The 17632-nt window shown below is 46.4% G+C and carries 10 protein-coding genes; 2 read left to right on the top strand and 8 right to left on the bottom strand.

Features of this window, described 5'->3' with window-relative positions:
- The first annotated feature begins 101 nt into the window (after positions 1–101).
- Together F8C67_RS00625 and F8C67_RS00620 are read left to right on the top strand one after the other, a co-directional pair.
- Positions 102–1997: a phospholipid carrier-dependent glycosyltransferase gene (locus F8C67_RS00625; protein WP_151665848.1), complete on the top strand. Its 1896-nt coding sequence runs from the start codon at positions 102–104 to the stop codon at positions 1995–1997.
- Entirely contained in the window at positions 1997–2725 is a 729-nt protein-coding gene (locus tag F8C67_RS00620; protein WP_151665847.1) for a glycosyltransferase family 2 protein, read from the top strand. The genes F8C67_RS00625 and F8C67_RS00620 overlap by 1 nt, the downstream gene beginning before the upstream one ends.
- Positions 2726–2739: 14 nt before the next feature.
- Here F8C67_RS00620 and F8C67_RS00615 read toward each other — a convergent pair whose 3' ends face one another.
- The 8 genes from F8C67_RS00615 to F8C67_RS00580 form a co-directional block, all read right to left on the bottom strand.
- On the bottom strand, positions 2740–4983 hold the full coding sequence (locus F8C67_RS00615) for a heavy metal translocating P-type ATPase (RefSeq protein ID WP_151665846.1): 2244 nt from the start codon (positions 4981–4983) through the stop codon (positions 2740–2742).
- 103 nt (positions 4984–5086) lie between these two features.
- Positions 5087–5293 carry a heavy-metal-associated domain-containing protein gene (locus tag F8C67_RS00610; RefSeq protein WP_151665845.1) on the bottom strand — a complete coding sequence of 69 codons (207 nt, stop codon included), beginning with the start codon at positions 5291–5293 and terminating at the stop codon, positions 5087–5089.
- The gene (locus tag F8C67_RS00605) at positions 5290–6267 is read right to left on the bottom strand and encodes an AAA family ATPase (RefSeq protein WP_151665844.1); all 978 of its coding nucleotides are present in this window, start codon (positions 6265–6267) and stop codon (positions 5290–5292) included. Before F8C67_RS00605 ends, F8C67_RS00610 begins: the two co-directional genes overlap by 4 nt.
- On the bottom strand, positions 6264–7655 hold the full coding sequence (locus F8C67_RS00600; protein WP_170266305.1) for a peptidylprolyl isomerase: 1392 nt from the start codon (positions 7653–7655) through the stop codon (positions 6264–6266). The genes F8C67_RS00605 and F8C67_RS00600 overlap by 4 nt, the downstream gene beginning before the upstream one ends.
- Positions 7612–8478, bottom strand: a complete 867-nt coding sequence (locus F8C67_RS00595) for a hypothetical protein (RefSeq protein WP_151665842.1) — start codon at positions 8476–8478, stop codon at positions 7612–7614. Before F8C67_RS00595 ends, F8C67_RS00600 begins: the two co-directional genes overlap by 44 nt.
- The gene (locus F8C67_RS00590) at positions 8475–10421 is read right to left on the bottom strand and encodes a peptidylprolyl isomerase (RefSeq protein ID WP_151665841.1); all 1947 of its coding nucleotides are present in this window, start codon (positions 10419–10421) and stop codon (positions 8475–8477) included. The genes F8C67_RS00595 and F8C67_RS00590 overlap by 4 nt, the downstream gene beginning before the upstream one ends.
- Positions 10422–10558: 137 nt before the next feature.
- A complete protein-coding gene (locus F8C67_RS00585) occupies positions 10559–13903 on the bottom strand; it encodes a T9SS type B sorting domain-containing protein (protein ID WP_151665840.1) in 3345 nt (1114 codons plus the stop codon).
- A 303-nt stretch (positions 13904–14206) separates the two neighbouring features.
- Positions 14207–17584: a T9SS type B sorting domain-containing protein gene (locus tag F8C67_RS00580; protein WP_170266304.1), complete on the bottom strand. Its 3378-nt coding sequence runs from the start codon at positions 17582–17584 to the stop codon at positions 14207–14209.
- Between the last annotated feature and the right edge of the window lie 48 nt (positions 17585–17632).

The following is a 17632-nucleotide window of genomic DNA, read 5'->3' as shown; positions in this document are numbered from 1 at the left end:
GTAGGATTCCAAGTCGATTTTTACTCAGATGCTTCACGATGGTCGATTTTATCTCGTAGTCCTATATAGAATTCATACTTTCGGAAAGCAATTTTCCAACCATGGCTAAGAAGAACGAAACTAAGCAAGCGAACTCGGGAAGCATAGTGAATGCAACTTGGGCACCTTACGCACTCCTCTCTCTATTATGGCTCATTGTATTTGCGGTTACGTACGACACCAAGATTGATTTAGGTGGAGATAATGCCGCATATTATATCCTTGGCGATTCGATTGCGAGTGGCAAAGGATACACCAACGCTCATGTGGTTGGTGAAGTTCCAAATAACCACTTCCCCCCTGGATATCCTTTGATTCTGTCCTTCTTTATGATGTTTTCATCTAGCATTGGCTTTTTGAAAGTAGTGACAGGCCTATTCTTCTTGGGAACGGTGCTTCTCAGCTTTAGGATATTTAAGATTATCACCGAGAATAGTAAGATGGCGTTGGTCGTGTCCATCTTTATCCTCCTTAACGGCAATATGATTCAATACGGTAACATCATGATGAGTGAGGTACCGTTTATGTTCTTTGCCACACTCACTCTGCTCTGGTTCATGAAATCAGAACAGAACGACAACTTCCTGCGCGATTGGCGTTTTTGGGCGATGATTGCAGTTGCCGCATTCAGTTTCCACATCAGGACCGCAGGCATTGCATTGATTGGCGCTCTCTTACTCTACCTTTTGTTCAACAAGAAATGGCTAAAGTTTGGCGTCTTCGCCGGTTCGTTTATCGCCCTCGCCACTCCATGGATTCTTAGAGGTCGTGCTGTTAGTGGCAACGGCGGCGGTGGATATATCAACCAATTGCTCAGTGTAAACCCATACAGAAGAGAGGAAGGAGTGGTAGGCATTAGTGACTTGTTCACGCGCATGGCTTACAATATCGAACGGTACATCAGTGTAGAAATACCGCGTACGTTCTTCGCTCAAATACAGGTGAATTATAGCGTTTATATGCGATGGCTGACCGGCTCTGAGTCTACCCCTGAGAATTACGTCCCAGAGACTAATTGGTTGTTGGGATTAGTACTTGTCGGTCTCGTAATCTTCGGAGTTTTCAAGCTTAAGAAATACCGCGCCTTCGTAGCGGTTTACCTCCTCGGCTCGGCCGCAATCTTGCTCTTGTGGCCGCATGTGTGGTTTGGAACTCGATTCATCATGCCTTTGATTCCGTTCTTGCTACTTGGCGCCGTGTTGGGTGTAGATGAAATCATCAGGGCGACCAAAATCATCAAGAATCCGAATCCGCTTATCTATCTAGTCTTTGTAATTGCTTTCGCTCCGGGCGTCCAGCAAGAGAAAGATAAGGTTGACCGAGTTTACCCAAACAAGTACGGTGATTTCCTAAAGATGGCCGATTTCGTGGATGACAACCTACCTGCTGACGCTGTGGTTGTAAACCGGAAACCAGGCCTGTTCTACCTTTATGCGAATCGTCAATCCATTGGCATACCTTCTACATTCGATTATGAAGAAATTGAAGCGAGGTTCGATTCAACCGGCGTGACGCATATCATCATCGATGCTATGGGATTTGCCGATGTGAGTAGATACTTAGTTCCCTACATTCAAGACAATAAGGAGAAGTTTGGTCAGATTCACGTCATTCAATCGCCAGACGTCTATCCAACCATTCTGTTGGTTTACTATCCCGAAAGAGGCTATACTGGAGATTGGGAAGTGATTGAAGGAGATCAGGTAAAACGTCAAAGAACTGGAAAAGGAGTTTACCGTTTCAGCGATGGTCGTATATTTGACGGCTATTGGAAAAACGGCATCCGAGAAGGCGAAGGCGTTATGAGGTTCCGAGACGGCTCAAAGCTCACTGGAACATGGAAAAACGACTCGCTTTCAGGTAATGCCACACTACTAAACATCACTGGGGATACCCTACTCTTCGGCACATTTGACGAAGAGGAGATTCCATCCCTTTTAGAAGCGAGCTCCGAGTAATGAGTGTAGACTTTAAGAAGCTATCAATTGTCATCCCTGCGTACAACGAAGGGCCAACCATCCACTTGATTCTCGATAGAATTAAGACCGTTGAACTACCAAATGGCATTGAGAAAGAACTCATCATTGTGAATGACTGCTCCAAGGACAATACAGAGGAGTCGATTCTGAAGTACAAGGAGGAAAATCCTGAGCTCAATATCCAGTATTACAAGCACGAAGTAAACAAGGGCAAGGGAGCTGCATTGCATACCGGCATCGAAAAAGCTACTGGTGAATACCTTATTATTCAAGATGCCGATTTGGAATATGACCCGCAAGAGTACCACCTCGTTCTAAAACCGGTACTTACCGGTGATGCTGACGTAGTTTACGGATCTCGGTTTATGGGCGGCAATCCGCACCGTATCTTATTCTTCTGGCACAGCATCGGAAATAAGATGCTCACGTTCTTGTCCAACATGCTTACAAACCTCAACCTAACGGATATGGAAACATGCTACAAGCTATTCCGTACCGATATGGTTCAAGGATTGAAGCTAAAGGAAAAGCGATTCGGATTTGAACCCGAGGTTACAGCTAAGATTGCACGAATCCCGAAGATTAGAATCTACGAAGTAGGCATTTCATACTACGGTAGAACCTTTGAAGAAGGCAAGAAAATCAACTGGAAAGACGGTTTCCGCGCGATCTATTGCATCGTCAAGTACAACATCTTCAGCAAGTAAGACTGCGGACTTCCCTATCTGTCTTGAGTTCTAGAATGGAATACCGTTCTAAGTCTCAGGCTGTTGGTCACCACGCTAACCGACGACAAGCCCATTGCCATACTCGCAATCATAGGACTTAACAAGAAACCATAGCTCGGGTACAACACCCCTGCAGCAATGGGAATTCCAATGAGGTTGTAGATGAATGCCCAGAATAGATTCTGACGAATGGTGTTCACGGTATGACGGCTAAGTCGAATCGCATCAGGCACACCATTAAGGTCGTCACGCATCAAAGTTATTCTGGCCGTATCCATGGCGATATCCGTACCACTTCCCATGGCAATCGATACATCTGCTAAAGCCAATGCTTGTGCATCATTGATTCCATCTCCTACCATGGCTACGTGCTTACCAGCCTGCTGAAGAGCTTCCACGTAATCGTATTTATCATCGGGCAGAACTTCGGCCTTAACATGATCAATTCCTACCTCTCTCGCAACAGCAGATGCAGTGGAAATATGGTCGCCCGTCAGCATGTGTACCGTAATCCCCTTGCGAATCAGCCTCGCCACGGCTTCGAATGCCTCGGGCTTCACGGGGTCTACAATAGATATCAAGGCCATTAAGTCTGTGCCTTTTGCAAAAGCAACTACAGATTTCCCATGCTCTCCTTGAACAACCGTCCACGCTTCCGCTTCATCGGTCCAAGTCACTCCTTCGTCAATAATCCAAGAGGGCTTACCAATCTTGTAATCCTGACCTTCAACCGTGGCTTTTGCCCCGTGACCTGTTACGCTTTCAAACGCTTGTACAACAGGCTTGGCGCTTTCGGGCACGCGTTCATTTCGAATATGGGTAACAATGGCATCTGCTAAGGGGTGCTCCGAAAGTGACTCCATGGCTTCGAGCGTTGACCATTCCATCGTTTCTTCAATCACCAGGACTTCCTGAACCTCGGGCTTACCTCGTGTAACGGTTCCCGTTTTATCTAGTACCACATCTGTAATTCGGTGCCCTCGCTCCAACGAGTCGGCATCTCTAATCAATATCCCGTGGCGCGCACCCGCCCCTACTCCAGCCATAATCGCAGTAGGAGTCGCAAGTCCCAATGCACACGGACAAGCAATCACGAGCACGGTAATGGCCGATAGTAATGCATAGGTGAAGGCTTGGTCGATTCCACTGAAATACCAAACGAAGAAAGTGATGATCGCCAGGACAAGTACGATTGGAACAAATATCCCAGCGATTCGGTCAACCAACCGCTGCACGGGCGCTTTGCTACCCTGAGCTTCTCGTACGCGTTGAACAATACGTGAAAGTACGGTCTCGCTCCCCACTTCCGAGGCTCTGTAAGTCAGCGTTCCCTTCTGATTGATTGTCCCAGCTACGACTCTGTCCCCCTTAATTTTTGGTGCGGGCACAGGCTCACCTGTGAGCATAGACTCATCAATATAACTCTCGCCATCTTCTACAAAACCATCCACAGCTATTCTACCGCCTGGTTTTACGCGAAGGAGGTCACCGGCCATCACATCTTCTACAGCTATAATTGTTTCAGATTCTCCATCCACCAATACAACTTCGTCAGGTTGGAGATTCATGAGCCCCTTAATGGCATCAGATGTCTTTGAAGTTGCTCGAGCTTCGAGTAATTTCCCTAATAGAATAAATGAAATGATTACCGCTGCCGCTTCGTAGTACACATGTGGTTCTAGACCACTGCCAGTCATCCACTCTGGGAAAAATGTATTTACTACGCTAAACAGATAAGCAATCCCCGTGCTCACAGCAACCAGGGTATCCATGTTCGAATAAAGGCGTCGCGCTTGACGAGCGGCATGGATGAAGAAAGTCCTTCCAAACCAAAGCACAACTATAGAGGTAAGTGCAAACTCTGCGTAGTTCGTCCAACTCTGCGTTGGAATAACCATGCTGAGTAAAACGACTGGTATAGTGAGAAGAATGGCGCCTATGCTCTTCTTCTTCAAATCTCGATAATGGTCTTCCTGCATTTCGCGTACTTTCTCGTACACGTCAGACTCCCCTTCTGCATTGGCATCGGGAATCACTAGGTCGTAGCCAACATCTTGAACTGACTTCTGCAGGGCTTCAAGTTTTGTTGATTCATCGAAGTTTACGTAGGCTGTATGGTTGGCAAAATTTACGCTAGCATCTACCACACCCTTCGTCCCCTTCAACGCTTTCTCAACATTCACTGCACACGCTGCGCAGCTCATTCCTGATACGGGTAGTGTTTTTTTAGTGCTCATAATTCTTCTTCTGTTCCACTAAGGTCGTAATGATAAAAGAAAAGGCACACTAGATTGTTCATTTCTCTCTAGTGTGCCTTTTCACATAATCTCTTCCTTGCGGTTATTTGACCTTAAATCCAGCCTTTTGAACAGCTGAACTCAATTGTTCTTTATCAATTTCACTTGCGCTGGTTACTGTGGCATTGTTCTTCTCGAGCGATACCTGAACCGATTCCACACTCGCAAGGGCAGAAAGCTCACGTGTCACATTCGCCACACAGCCTTCGCATTTCATTCCTTCTATTTCAACTACGTTCGTCGTGCTCATTTCATTTCACCTGAAAAATCAACAATCTTTTTGATGATGTCAGCTTCGGTTAGACCTTCCGCCTCTGCTTTGTAGTTCTTGACAATACGGTGACGCAAAATTGGCTCTGCCACTGCGCGTACATCTTCTCTATCCGGCGCGTACTTGCCACGGGTTGCGGCATATGCCTTTGCCCCTAGAACCAAATATTGAGAGGCTCTCGGTCCGGCACCCCAACCTAAATAGTCTTTCACAAAAGCTGGCGCATCTGGGTTATTTGGACGTGTATTCGATGCAATCCTTACGGCATATTCCGTTACTTGATCGCTTACAGGCACACGGCGAATCAAAGATTGAATATCCATGATTTGTTGCGCGTTTAGCACGTGCTTCAACTCTGGTTTGTCGTCGCCCGTTGTTCCCTTCACAATCTGAACCTCTTCAGCAAACGAAGGATAATCTACATGGATATTGAACATGAATCTATCGAGCTGCGCCTCTGGTAAAGGATAGGTTCCCTCCTGCTCGATTGGGTTCTGTGTAGCCAAAACAAAAAACGGGCTCTCCATTTTGAAGGTCTGGCCCGAACTCGTTACGGAGCGCTCCTGCATGGCTTCAAGCAAGGCAGACTGCGTCTTTGGCGGAGTACGGTTAATCTCATCAGCCAAAACAATATTGGCGAATATCGGACCGCGAATGAACTTAAAGTGTCTGCTTTCGTCGAGCACCTCCGCTCCAATGATGTCTGAAGGCATCAAATCTGGCGTAAACTGAATACGCGAAAAAGACAACCCGAGTACTTCGGAAATGGTGTTCACAAGTAGCGTTTTCGCCAATCCAGGCACCCCCACCAAGAGTGAATGACCTTTGCAAAAGATGGATAAAACTACTTGGTCAACAACCTCTTCTTGTCCGACAATCACTTTCGAAATCTCATCGCGCAGCTTTTTGTACTGTACAACGAGGTGGTCTATGGCTTGGATATCTTGACTCATCGGCGAGAGCTTGCTGTGCTTTCATTCTCCCAATTCTGTTCGAATGTGCAGTTGTAGTAGTTGTTGTTTACTCGAATATAGGTCTCCGCGATCTTTTCATTGATCCAATCTGCCATTTTCTTGCTCTGCTTCTCTTGAAGCGCGATTGAGCGAAGGCGACCATAGTCAGAGCGCATGTTTGCCCTGTGTGGTTCTGTTTTGGCATTGATTCGAATAATTCTGAAAGCCTCTTTCTGTTCTTCATCACGCCAAAGGGACGGATCCGAAATATCGCCTTCTTCCAATCCTTGGATTGCGTAGAACATAGCCTGATCCAAATTGGACACATCCCACTTGGTGTCTCCCGTCTGCGGATTCATCAGCATACCGTTGTTGTAGCGTGTACCGTCATCTTCTGAATACTCCTCTACAGCCTCCTCGAATGTGATTGCTCCAGAAACAATTGCCGAACGAATGCTGTCCATTACATTACGCGCCTCGTTTAGGTTCGCGTCACTGATTTGAGGCGGGATGAGAATGTGACGAAGGTCTAGCTCCTCACCTCTCTTTTCAATGAGCTGAACGATGTGATAGCCATAAACTGTGCGGAATGGCTCACTAACCTCTCCAGGCTGAAGGTTGAACGCTATTGCTTCGAATTCTTTCACGAACTGGCCTCTTTTGATGCCTTCGTAAAGACCACCATTCTTGGCAGAGCCGGGATCTTTAGAATATAGAATAGCCATAGTTGAGAAACTACGTCCGTCGGCGATACGCTGACGAAGCTCGTTCAGCTTATCAATGGCTTCCTGTTCGGCTTCGGGATCAACCGCCGGGTAAACCACAATTTGAGCTAGCTCCACTTCGGTGTTGATGAGCGGCAGTGAATCCTCAGGGATACTGTTGTAGAACTCCTGAACTTCGGTAGGCGTAATTTCTACATCCTTTGTGATGGTGAATTGCATTCTCTGTGCAGTAAGCTGATTACGCATGAGGTCGCGCATTTCTTCTCGAATCACAACTACGCTCTTACCATAGTACTGTTCGAGTTTCTGAATATCGCCACCAAATTGCTGTACCAGCGCTTGAATACGTCGATCGATGTTCTGATCTACTTCGCCCTCGTCCACAAAAACACTGTCGATTTCCGCATGGTGAAGCATCAACTTCTCCATGAGCAAATCTTCTACTACTTCACACTTGGTGATGGTTAGTCCTTGCTGTTGGTATTGTCGCTTAAGTGCTTCGAAGTTTCCTTCTACTTCACTTTTGAGGATGATATTCTCACCCACAACTGCAATGATGCCCTCAGCAACTGTTCCACCTGTTCCCGGCTGAGCAAAAGCAGCCGCGGAGAAGAACAGACTAATTATCGTCAGCTGAATATATCTCAAAGTCATTCTTTTCATATGCGTCATTTACTATTCGTGCTTCCATGTTCACGATTAGCTCTTGTTTTCTCTTGTTCAAGATGATATTTCGAATCGTCTCTTTCACGTATGGCAACGGAGAAACATCATCTGCTATTTTATACTTGAGGATTTCAACGAAATAAACCCCCGTGCTATCCGAAATCTCAACGTACTTATTGTTTCGAATAAACTGTTGCTGATTATACGTTTGAAGTGGGATGAATTTCGCTAAATCATTATACCTCACCCAATTGGTATCCTCAAAACTAGAGGATCTTCCATATTTGAACGCATAATCCTGAAGGGCCGTTCGGTTGTCTTCATCATCGCTTCTGAACCACTTTCTTACATCCGATACGTCTGGCGCATCTACATTCAGAACGAGATAATTGAGTTTAAGAATGTTCTCCTTCAACTCAAACTCCGATTGATGCGCGTCATAGTACTCCTGGATCTGTTCAGGGGTAACCGCAGTATCAAGGTTCTCACTCACATACCGTTGCTGGTAGGTGAATTTTAAGAGGTCGCTTCGATACTGCTCAACTAGCTCATCAAAATCCTTTTCTTGATCAGCCAAGTTGAATTCAGCTTTCTTGATAATCAGCTGTTCCTTCCCCCAGTTGTTGATGTACTTTCTTGCCCATGTGGCACTGTCTTCCGGCGACATTCCGCTAGGCATTACCTCTCGGATATCCTCTGCATAGAGAACGGCGTCGTATACACGTGCAACCTTAGCGCCTTTGTCCTCTTCGCCAAAGGCAAATTCACAACTCGACAACGTCGAGGCAGCTATGACGATATAGAGAACTTTTCGAATCAAAGCTCTGATTCCAATTCTGTCATTACACTTTCATTCACTTCAACGCTGTACTTCGCGCGAAGTTCGGCAACCCATTCGGCCTCTAGTTCTTTTTGATAATCGCTAGTCACCAAACCTTTGATTTCATCCAATGGACGAATTCCTTCCGGAAGCGTCTGCACTACAAAAGGTACAATCCAACGATTGTCTTCCTGATATGTGAAGACATTTCCTTCGGCAGCCTCATCAATCTTTTCATCCTTACCTACGAGCACTTTCAGCGTATCCATACCCACAGTGAGCATGCTCTCCTGATTGTATTTCTCGAGAATTTCTGCACCAGAGGTGTTTCCACTTTGGAGGTCGGCTATTATCGCGTCTGCAACCTGGCGTGTAGATACTGAGAATCGTACGTACTCGTGACGTGGACCTACGCTATAGTTTGCCTTATTCGCTTCGTAGAAATCAGCCAATCCAGCGCTATCCTGGCTGGCTTTATCCCAAACCATCTCTTTGGTGAGGTCGAAAAGAAGAATCCCTTCTCTGTACTCCTGAACGAGGAATCTGAATTCCGGGTACTTGTCTGCCAAGTGCTCTCGTTCGTAGGCTATGAGCTGATTCTTCACCCAGTTGGTCAAGAATCCATACGCATCTGATTTGATGGACTCGCTTCCTTCAAAACGGCCTTGAGCTCCCGTCAATACTTCAGCAACTTCAGCTTGTGAAATTTGGCGGTCCGCAAAAGAATAGACCACTTCGTCGGTTTCATCTTCGAATTCTGCAGCGGACCATTCTCCTTCTTTCACACCTTCCTCGTATTCTTCAAGAACTTCCATCAGATTGTCTTCATCTGTGGTGAAGTTGTACTCATTCCTGAGTTTATTCAAGAATACCTGTTGCCCCAGATTTGAGCGAGTATCGCGCTGAATTTTTTGAACGAGTTCAGCTTTTACAGACTCGAATGTACCGAGGTCATAGCGATGGATACGCTTCACAATGTGCCATCCAATTTTTGTCTTGAATGGAGCGCTAATCTCACCATCAGCCTCAATTCCAAAAGCAGCTTCCTCAAACTCTGGAAGCATTTCTTTCATACCAAACGCAGGAAGCACTCCTCCCATAGAAGCGGTTGTTTTGTCGTCGCTTAACTGACGAGCGAGTTCGGCAAAATCGCTTCCATTCTGAAGCTGCTCGTAAATCTCATCAATCTTTGCCTTTGCAGCTGCTTGCTCCTCCTCTGTTCCATTTGGGTCAACGTGAGCAAGGATGTGCGCTACCTCGATCTTACCTCGTGAAGGGCGTCTATCCGTAGTTTCAATGAGGTGATACCCAAATTGGGTGCGGATTGGCATTGAGATTTCATCTTCATTAAGACGATAAGCTGCCTTTTCAAACGGATACACCATGTTGAAAGCAGTGAACCAACCCAGGTCTCCACCTCTCTGTGCTGAATAGGTATCGGTACTCATGGCGCGAGCGGCACTTTCAAATGTGCGCTGACCGTTGAGAATCTGCTCTCTAACCGTTACGAGTTGGTTGTACACGCGCAAGGTGTCTTCTGGAAGGGCGTTTGGAGCCACGTCAAGCATAATGTGACGTGCACGTACATCCCATGCGAGGTGATTAAAAGCCTCACGAAGAACTTGTTCGTTAACTTCTTTAACTGTCATGTATGGACGAGCAAGCTGCTCGCTGTACGAGCTGAACTCGCGTACAAAACGGCGGGTTGTGTCCATCCCGAGCTCCTCAGCCTCGTGAACTTTCAACTTAAAATTGATGTACAGATCTAGATATTCTCGCGGAGTTTTAGGGTCAATTTCCCTACCTACGTCCTTGTTCTTGTTATAAACGTATGAGAACTCTTCTACTGTAACGGGCTCACCTTCAACGGTGAACAATATTTCTTCTTGAGCGAAGCCGTAAAACGACAACCCTACTGCGAGGGCAAAGAGGTGTTTCTTCATAGTAACTATAATTCTTGAAGGGTAGCAAATATAAGGAATGAGCGGCGGAGGAGCATGTGAAAGAAATCCTAATTCCAATAACAAAAGACCCCGCCGAGATGGCGGGGTCAATTTCAAATGAACAGCTAACTAACCTATTATCGTAATAGAGTGATTGAACCTCTATCTTCTTTCATTTTTCCTTCTTCTGATCTGTAGCGAACAATGAAGAAGTAAACACCTTCTGGAGAGTCTTCTCCCCGGAATGTTCCGTCCCATCCTTCCAGTGGATCCACACTGTTGAAGACTTCGTTCCCCCAGCGGTCTACAATGACAATGCTGTAAGAACTCGACTCTTCGAAGAGCATTTGTGGCGACCACACGCGATTTGAAGGAATGGCACTGTTCGGATTGAACGCAGAAGGATAGAATCCTCTGGAATCATGATCGGCACATACTTCGTTTGATTTAGAAGTCATTGGACCACCGTTTTCGTCGACGAACCCAAGTGGGTTGTTGGATTCTACAGCTGTCACGTAGTAGCAGAAGATTCCATTTCCATTTCCAAACTGGCGAATATTATCCGTGTATTCCGATTCCGTAATACCCGTCTCTACTTCCACCCAGTTTCCTGCGTTCTTCTGCTTTCGGAACACACTATAAGTGGTATTTCCGCCATAGGTTTCGTAATCCGACCAATCCAACTGATTTGTGAGATTGTCATTTGGCGTAACGTTGAGGAGAATATTCGTTCCATAGTTGGAAACGGTATCCACCGTTCCACAAGACGTTTCACTGCGGATTCTGTAGAAATATCTCGCACTCTCCGTATTGGCCCCAAAGTCGGTGTACTTCACCTGGTAAGGCGCTGCGGTTGGTTTTGGAACTACACCTACGGTAATCCATGGCCCGAATTCATCCTCCGAACGCTGAACCTGGTATTCATCCACATCCGCATTGCGATCAATGAAGGCCCAAATCTCCACAGCTCCATCAATTTGTACGGTAGCTCGTGCCATGTACTGAAGCTGCGATCTCACAACCACACTGGAGTTGATACACTCGTCGTTCGAGGTTGACCTCAGCGTACCACTCGTATCCTCAGCAACAATGTAGTAGCAGTACCCTGTTCCCGAAGCTAGATTCTCATGCAGGAAAGTAGTGTCGTCTCCCGTATTCGTACCCATTAGTACACCCATGTTTGTAGGGCCTCCAGGAGGAGTAACATCCGCGTAGATGTAATAGGCTCCAACCTCTCCTACCCAGTTCTTGTAGGCATTCCATTCCAACCTCATTGTGGCTTCACAAGGGTTCAAATCTCCCGCCAATAAGATGTTGTTATGCGTCAAGACCGCAGTGGTATCAGCCGTATTTCCACAACTGTCAATGCTAATCACTTTGTACTTTTCAACTTGGACATCCGGGTTACTTCCAGGAATGGCGTATGGCGTAGGTGTACCGACCGGCACAACGTCCGCTAGTGTCCATGTTCCCCCTACTTGTTGAAGAATATGGTACTCTACCACATCACCATAGTTCGTAGCTGGGAACTCTATTAGAGTCTGACCCGCATCATTCGTAACGAAGGCGATATCAAGCTGATCCTGGTTGTTCAAATCTCTAAAAGTATCCTGTGCTGTAAATGAACCACAGGCTCCACCCAATCTAATTTGATATTGAAGTAATTCTTCGCACAAGTTAACCGTGTCGTTAAAGAAGGTGTCTTGCGTTGCAGTAATCTGTTGCCAATTTCCCGAACCTACTACTTGACGCCATACTTCATAGTTTGTGCCCAATGATGGGTCGCCGAATGGATCCGTCCACTCAAGCTGAGCAACGAACGGACTCGCCACAGGGAATGGTGTCATCTTCAGGTTGATGATGGAAAGCGTATCCGAAGAGAATGACTCTTGTCCACATCCACCGAAGGTCTTCATATAGTAGTAGCGCTCTGAACGGTCTGGGTTTACATCAATATAATTGACGGCCGCGAAGTCATTGATTGTATCGTACGGTGAGAAATTACCGGCCGAGTCGCCTCTAAACACCACGTAGTAATCGAAATTCTGAGCGGTATCTGCCGCTGTCGGACCCACAAATGGAAGAGTAACTTCGTCTGTTATAGGATCATACGCTAAGCAAGAATTCGATAAATCTGGTGGTACCGGGGCCGGACTGACCACGTTTATTCGAGCGGTAATTAGTTTGAAGGAAGGTGCGGGACAATAACTATCCTCCATTTTGAAGTAGAATAGATATTGGGATCGCGCAGCACCACCAGCAATAGGATTGAAGCTCAGGTGATTACAGTCTGTTTTCCAACTAAACTCAACGTTGTTGGTAAGCGATGAAACAAAGCTCGATTGTGGAGCAATAGGCTGAATAGTTGCACATGGAGGATTAAACAAACATGTGCTAGGGTTATTTAGCGGCTGACCGAGGTTACCACCTACACCAATGAATGTAATCTGTTGAGGAATAAAGGTTGGCGGTAGTACATCGTCATCTTGTGATTGCAATCTGAAATAAATCGAATCACCGGCATTGACAGTCATTTCGTAATACAAGGTGTCACCAGATTGCAATACGGGTGTCAGCTGAGGTGCCGGAAGTGGATCATTAATCACATCTAGTGTAGGAGGGTCGTTTAAAGGACCAGTACATCCGAGTAGGATGATTGGTATATCTCTAAAAATCTCCGCTACTTTCTGACCATACTTATAGGCCGTCACCTTCATACAAGTAGCGTATTTACCCGTGAGCGAAGTATTTATATCTACTTGACCTGCGTTCTGTGCAAAGTTCGTTATCCCTGGTACCGGATTATTAAAGCTATAAGGAGCATTGAAGGTCACAGGGTTGTTTAGACCATTGTTCAAAGGCTGAGCCCAATCGAAATAAAGTGAATCGAGTTCTGGATCGAAGGCAAAGTTGTTGTACGAAAAAGGATATCCAGCACAAGTGGTCACCTTTGGAGCCTCGAGGAATTCTGGAGAACTGTCAAAGCACGGGTTGGCATTTCTATTACCTGTACCATCGTTGTATGGGAACATCCACGCACGTAAGTAGTAACAAGGAAAGCCTTGAAGATTGGTCATCGCTGGACGGTTACAGCTCGTCCATGCAAAATACCAACCAGCAGAAGGCGGAACACCGTTTAGCGTAACCGGATTCGATTTGAAGAAATACTCGGAGATAGACCCTTCGTCTTGGCCTGCACAAGTAATTTGACTCGTTCCGCATCCATTGCCAACACCTGGAGAAACGTCCTTAGGATAGCCAGGTTGAATAGTACAAGTGATGCTGCCAATAGGGTGATTGGTCTGTAAGTTTGCTGACGTAGGGTTCCAAGGAATACCCGTACAGTCTCGATAAATCCGTGCATAGAACACGTACTGTCCGTTTGATTGGCACTCCCACCAAATCTCCCCACCGTAGAGGTGAGAAGCTTCAGCGCTGATGGAAGCTATAGCGATGAGCACAAGTGTGATTAGCCTTTTCATAGTCTGATGGTAATGAATTTTACCCGAATGTATACCACGAAAACCTAGGCTCAAAGCGATTTGGACGCTAGCCAGTAAAAGCAAAATTTCGAGAGTAATCGCTCCCTCAGCAACATGTACAATTGGCTTACTGAAAACGATAGTTCCATATTTCCAATACTCAATCAGAAGACATGGTGACCATATAATCGGACCCTCTTCCACATTGCGAAGGAGGTGTTGGAACGAATCCAACTTACGGTTATCTCCAAAAAAGAAATCCCCGCCGAATGGCAGGGATTTCCAATGAAATGAGGATTGTTTCTATTCGATCAGTGTGAACGTTCCTCGTACTTCTTGTTGCTTGCCTTCTTCGGCTCTGTAGCGAACAATGTACTGGTACACGCCCATCTGGGCAGCTTCACCTTGATAGCATCCGTCCCATCCAGCGTCTGGATCAGTAGTACGGAATACTTCTTGACCCCAACGGTTCTGAATAACGAGTAGGTACTGGTCTGGATCTTCAAAGAGGTTCACTGGTTTCCAAACACGGTTCTCAGGAACAGCACTGTTTGGACGGAACGCCTTAGGGAAGAATCCACGTGCGTCGTGGTCGATGCAAAGCGAGTTCGAGAATGAAGTCATTGGACCTCCGTTCTCATCTACAAACCCAAGTGGGTTGTTTGCTTCAACCGCAGCTACACGATAGCAGAACTGTCCGTTGCCTTGAGCAAATGAACGAATGTTATCCGTGTACGCTGTATCACCAATTCCGCTTTCTACAAGAACCCACGCGGCTGCGTTTTCTTGCTTGCGATAAACATTGTAGCTCACAGTACCCCCGTAATCGCGGTAGCGGTTCCAACGAAGTTGGTTCGTGAGGTTATCGTTCGGAGAAACCTCTAGAAGAAGGTTTGTACCGAAGTTAGATACTGTATCGATGCTTCCACACTCGTTCATACTACGGATGCGATATACGTAGCGTGATGCGTCTGTATTTGCACTGAAGTCTGTGAAGCGAACTTGGTATGGAGCAGCTGTCGGCTTTGGAACGATACCAATGGTAATCCAAGGTCCAAAGTCATCTTCTGCACGCTGAACCATGTACTCATCAACGTCAGCATTTTGGTCGATAAACGCCCATGTTTCTACAGAGCCGTCCACGTTCACCGTAGTACGCGCCATGTATTGGAGACGTGATCCTACAACGATACTAGAGTTGATACACAACTCACTCGATGTACTTGTTGTTGTTCCAGCCGTGTCCGTTGCTACAATATAGTAGCAGTACTGTGCGCCTGAAATCATATTCTGATGAACGAATGTTGTATCGTCACCCACATTGGTGCCGATGAGCACACCTGTTTGAGGTGCTCCAGTTGGTGGAATGACATCAGCCATAATCTGATAGTTATCCACACCGCCGTCCCATCCAACGTAGTTGTTCCACTTGAGGACCATAATTCCATCGCATGGATTTAGATCTCCATCGAGGTACATGGTTGTGTGTGCAGGCACGACGAGGTCGGAGCTCTGGTTTCCACAACTGTCAAGGGAAACGACTTTGTATGTTTCTGCTTGCTGACCGGCTGTAGATGTAGGCACGATGTATGGCACTGCAGTACCCACTGGCACTTGGTCCACGTTAACCCAACCTACACCTGGTTGTCTTTGAAGAATGATGTATTCTGTTACATCGCCATAATTCGTAGCTGGCCAAATCAACTGAGCTTGACCACCTGTTACGGTCGCATAACCAATATCCAATTGATCTTGGTTGATTTGATCGGCGAAATAGCCGGAATCCACAAAGGACTCACAAGCGCTGTCGATACGAATCTGATAATCCAAGAGCTCTCCACAGAATGGAACGGTGTCGCTAAAGAATGTATCCGTAGTAGTAGTTACCATAGCATAGTTACCAGAACCTGAAACGGCACGCCATACTTGATAGGTACCATTGTAGCCGTGGTATCTTGGCTGGTTCCAGTTCAAGTTAGCCACGTATGGATTCGTAGCAGGGAAAGGAGTTACGGTAACATTAATAGCAGAAAGTGTATCTGATGAAAGTGACTCTTGATCACAACCACCGAATGTTCTAACATAATAGAAATTGTTCCCCGTAAGTGGTGTTTGGTCGGTGTACGACAACTGAGAGTAGTCAGTAACCGTATCATACGGAGTAAACGGCGTACCATTTCCGCCTCGGAAAATTACGTAGTAGTCAAAATTCTGACCTGTATCTGCCGGAGCAGGAGCTCCATAATCGAAGGTAATCGAACCGTCGATATTAGCTGAGATACAAGCGTTAGTCATGTCCGGCGGTACCGGAGCTGGACTTTCAACCGTAATTCTTGCTGTAATCAACTTAAAGGATGGTGCAGGACAACTGTTATCCTCCATCTTAAAGTAGAAGAGATACTGGTTTCGTCTTGACCCACCGGCACTAGCTTGATAGGACAAGTGATCACATGTCGTCTGCCAGTCGAATTCCACGTTGTTCGTAAGTGAAGAACTGTAGCTCGACTGCGGTGCTATTGGCGTTACCGTAGCACATGGAGCTTGGAACAGACAGTTCGTTGTGCTGTTCATCGGCTCGCCGAGGTTACCTCCTACTCCGATAAACTTAATGGTTTGTGGAATGAAGTTCGGTAGGAAGTCATTGTCCTGAGACTGCATTTTGAAGTGAATGTACTCACCAGCAGTTACGGTCATATCCCAGTAAATCGTATCACCACCATTCACTACTGGAGTAAGCTGTGGTGCTGGAAGCGGATCGTTAATTACATCAAGTGAAGGTGGATTGTTACTCACACCCGCACAACCTACAAGTACAATAGGAATGTCACGGAAAATAGACGCAACGCGCTGTCCGAACTTGTAAGCATCTACACGCATACAGGTAGCATACTGCCCCGTAAGCGATGTATTGATGGTCACCTGGCCTGCATCCTGAGCAAAGTTTTGAATACCTGGAACAGGGTTGTTCGTTGAGTAACCGCCAACAAAGGTTGCAGAAGTAGTTGCTGCAGTGAGTGGTGGTGCCCAATCGAAGTGAAGTGAATCCAATTCTTGGTCAAATGCAAAGTTGTTGTACGCGAACTCATATCCGGTACAAGTCACAACTTTAGGAATCTCCAAGAATCGTGGTGATGAGTCGTAGCAAGGGTTCGCGTTTCTGTTACCAGTTCCGTCGTTATACGGATACATAGTTGCGCGAAGGAAGTAACCAGGCTGACCTTGAAGGTTGGCCGTAGCAGGTCGACAACAAGAAGACCAGCTGAATGTCCAACCCGCTGCTGGCGGCACACCGCTCAATGTAACAGGTGTCGGAGTTCTCCAAACGGCTTCTTCAATCGCACCCGAACCTGGAGTTGTGGCAGTCGCACAGTTGATACTTGATCCACCAGCGCAATCAGGCGAGGCATCTCTTGGATATCCCCCAACCACATAGTATGGGTCACTTACGTCAGTAAGCGTAGTTACAGTCATACTTCCAAGCGGACCACCATTGATGGTTTGGTTTCCCGATGGCATGGAAGCACCACTACAATCTCGGTATAGACGAAGGTAAAAATGGTACTTTCCAGCTTGTGGACCGGTTGTGATACAACGCCACCAAACTTCACCTCCCAATAGGTGTGAACCGAAGCTCTGCATAGAGAACATCAGTCCAATCGCTACTAATAATAACTTTCTCATCATCTAATTCATCGATGTTTACCCGCTAAAATACCACTTTGAGTGTAA

It is taken from the genome of Phaeocystidibacter luteus, assembly GCF_008933115.1.
Taxonomy (GTDB): Bacteria; Bacteroidota; Bacteroidia; order Flavobacteriales; family Schleiferiaceae; genus Phaeocystidibacter; species Phaeocystidibacter luteus.
This window is presented reverse-complemented; position numbering and strand designations above follow the sequence as displayed.

Bases quoted from the DNA above. Each gene is read 5' to 3' on its own strand.
- F8C67_RS00625 (WP_151665848.1), top strand. From the start codon at position 102: ATGGCTAAGAAGAACGAAACTAAGCAAGCGAACTCGGGAAGCATAGTG.
- F8C67_RS00620 (WP_151665847.1), top strand. From the start codon at position 1,997: ATGAGTGTAGACTTTAAGAAGCTATCAATTGTCATCCCTGCGTACAAC.
- F8C67_RS00615 (WP_151665846.1), bottom strand. From the start codon at position 4,983: ATGAGCACTAAAAAAACACTACCCGTATCAGGAATGAGCTGCGCAGCG.
- F8C67_RS00610 (WP_151665845.1), bottom strand. From the start codon at position 5,293: ATGAGCACGACGAACGTAGTTGAAATAGAAGGAATGAAATGCGAAGGC.
- F8C67_RS00605 (WP_151665844.1), bottom strand. From the start codon at position 6,267: ATGAGTCAAGATATCCAAGCCATAGACCACCTCGTTGTACAGTACAAA.
- F8C67_RS00600 (WP_170266305.1), bottom strand. From the start codon at position 7,655: ATGAAAAGAATGACTTTGAGATATATTCAGCTGACGATAATTAGTCTG.
- F8C67_RS00590 (WP_151665841.1), bottom strand. From the start codon at position 10,421: ATGAAGAAACACCTCTTTGCCCTCGCAGTAGGGTTGTCGTTTTACGGC.
- F8C67_RS00585 (WP_151665840.1), bottom strand. From the start codon at position 13,903: ATGAAAAGGCTAATCACACTTGTGCTCATCGCTATAGCTTCCATCAGC.
- F8C67_RS00580 (WP_170266304.1), bottom strand. From the start codon at position 17,584: ATGAGAAAGTTATTATTAGTAGCGATTGGACTGATGTTCTCTATGCAG.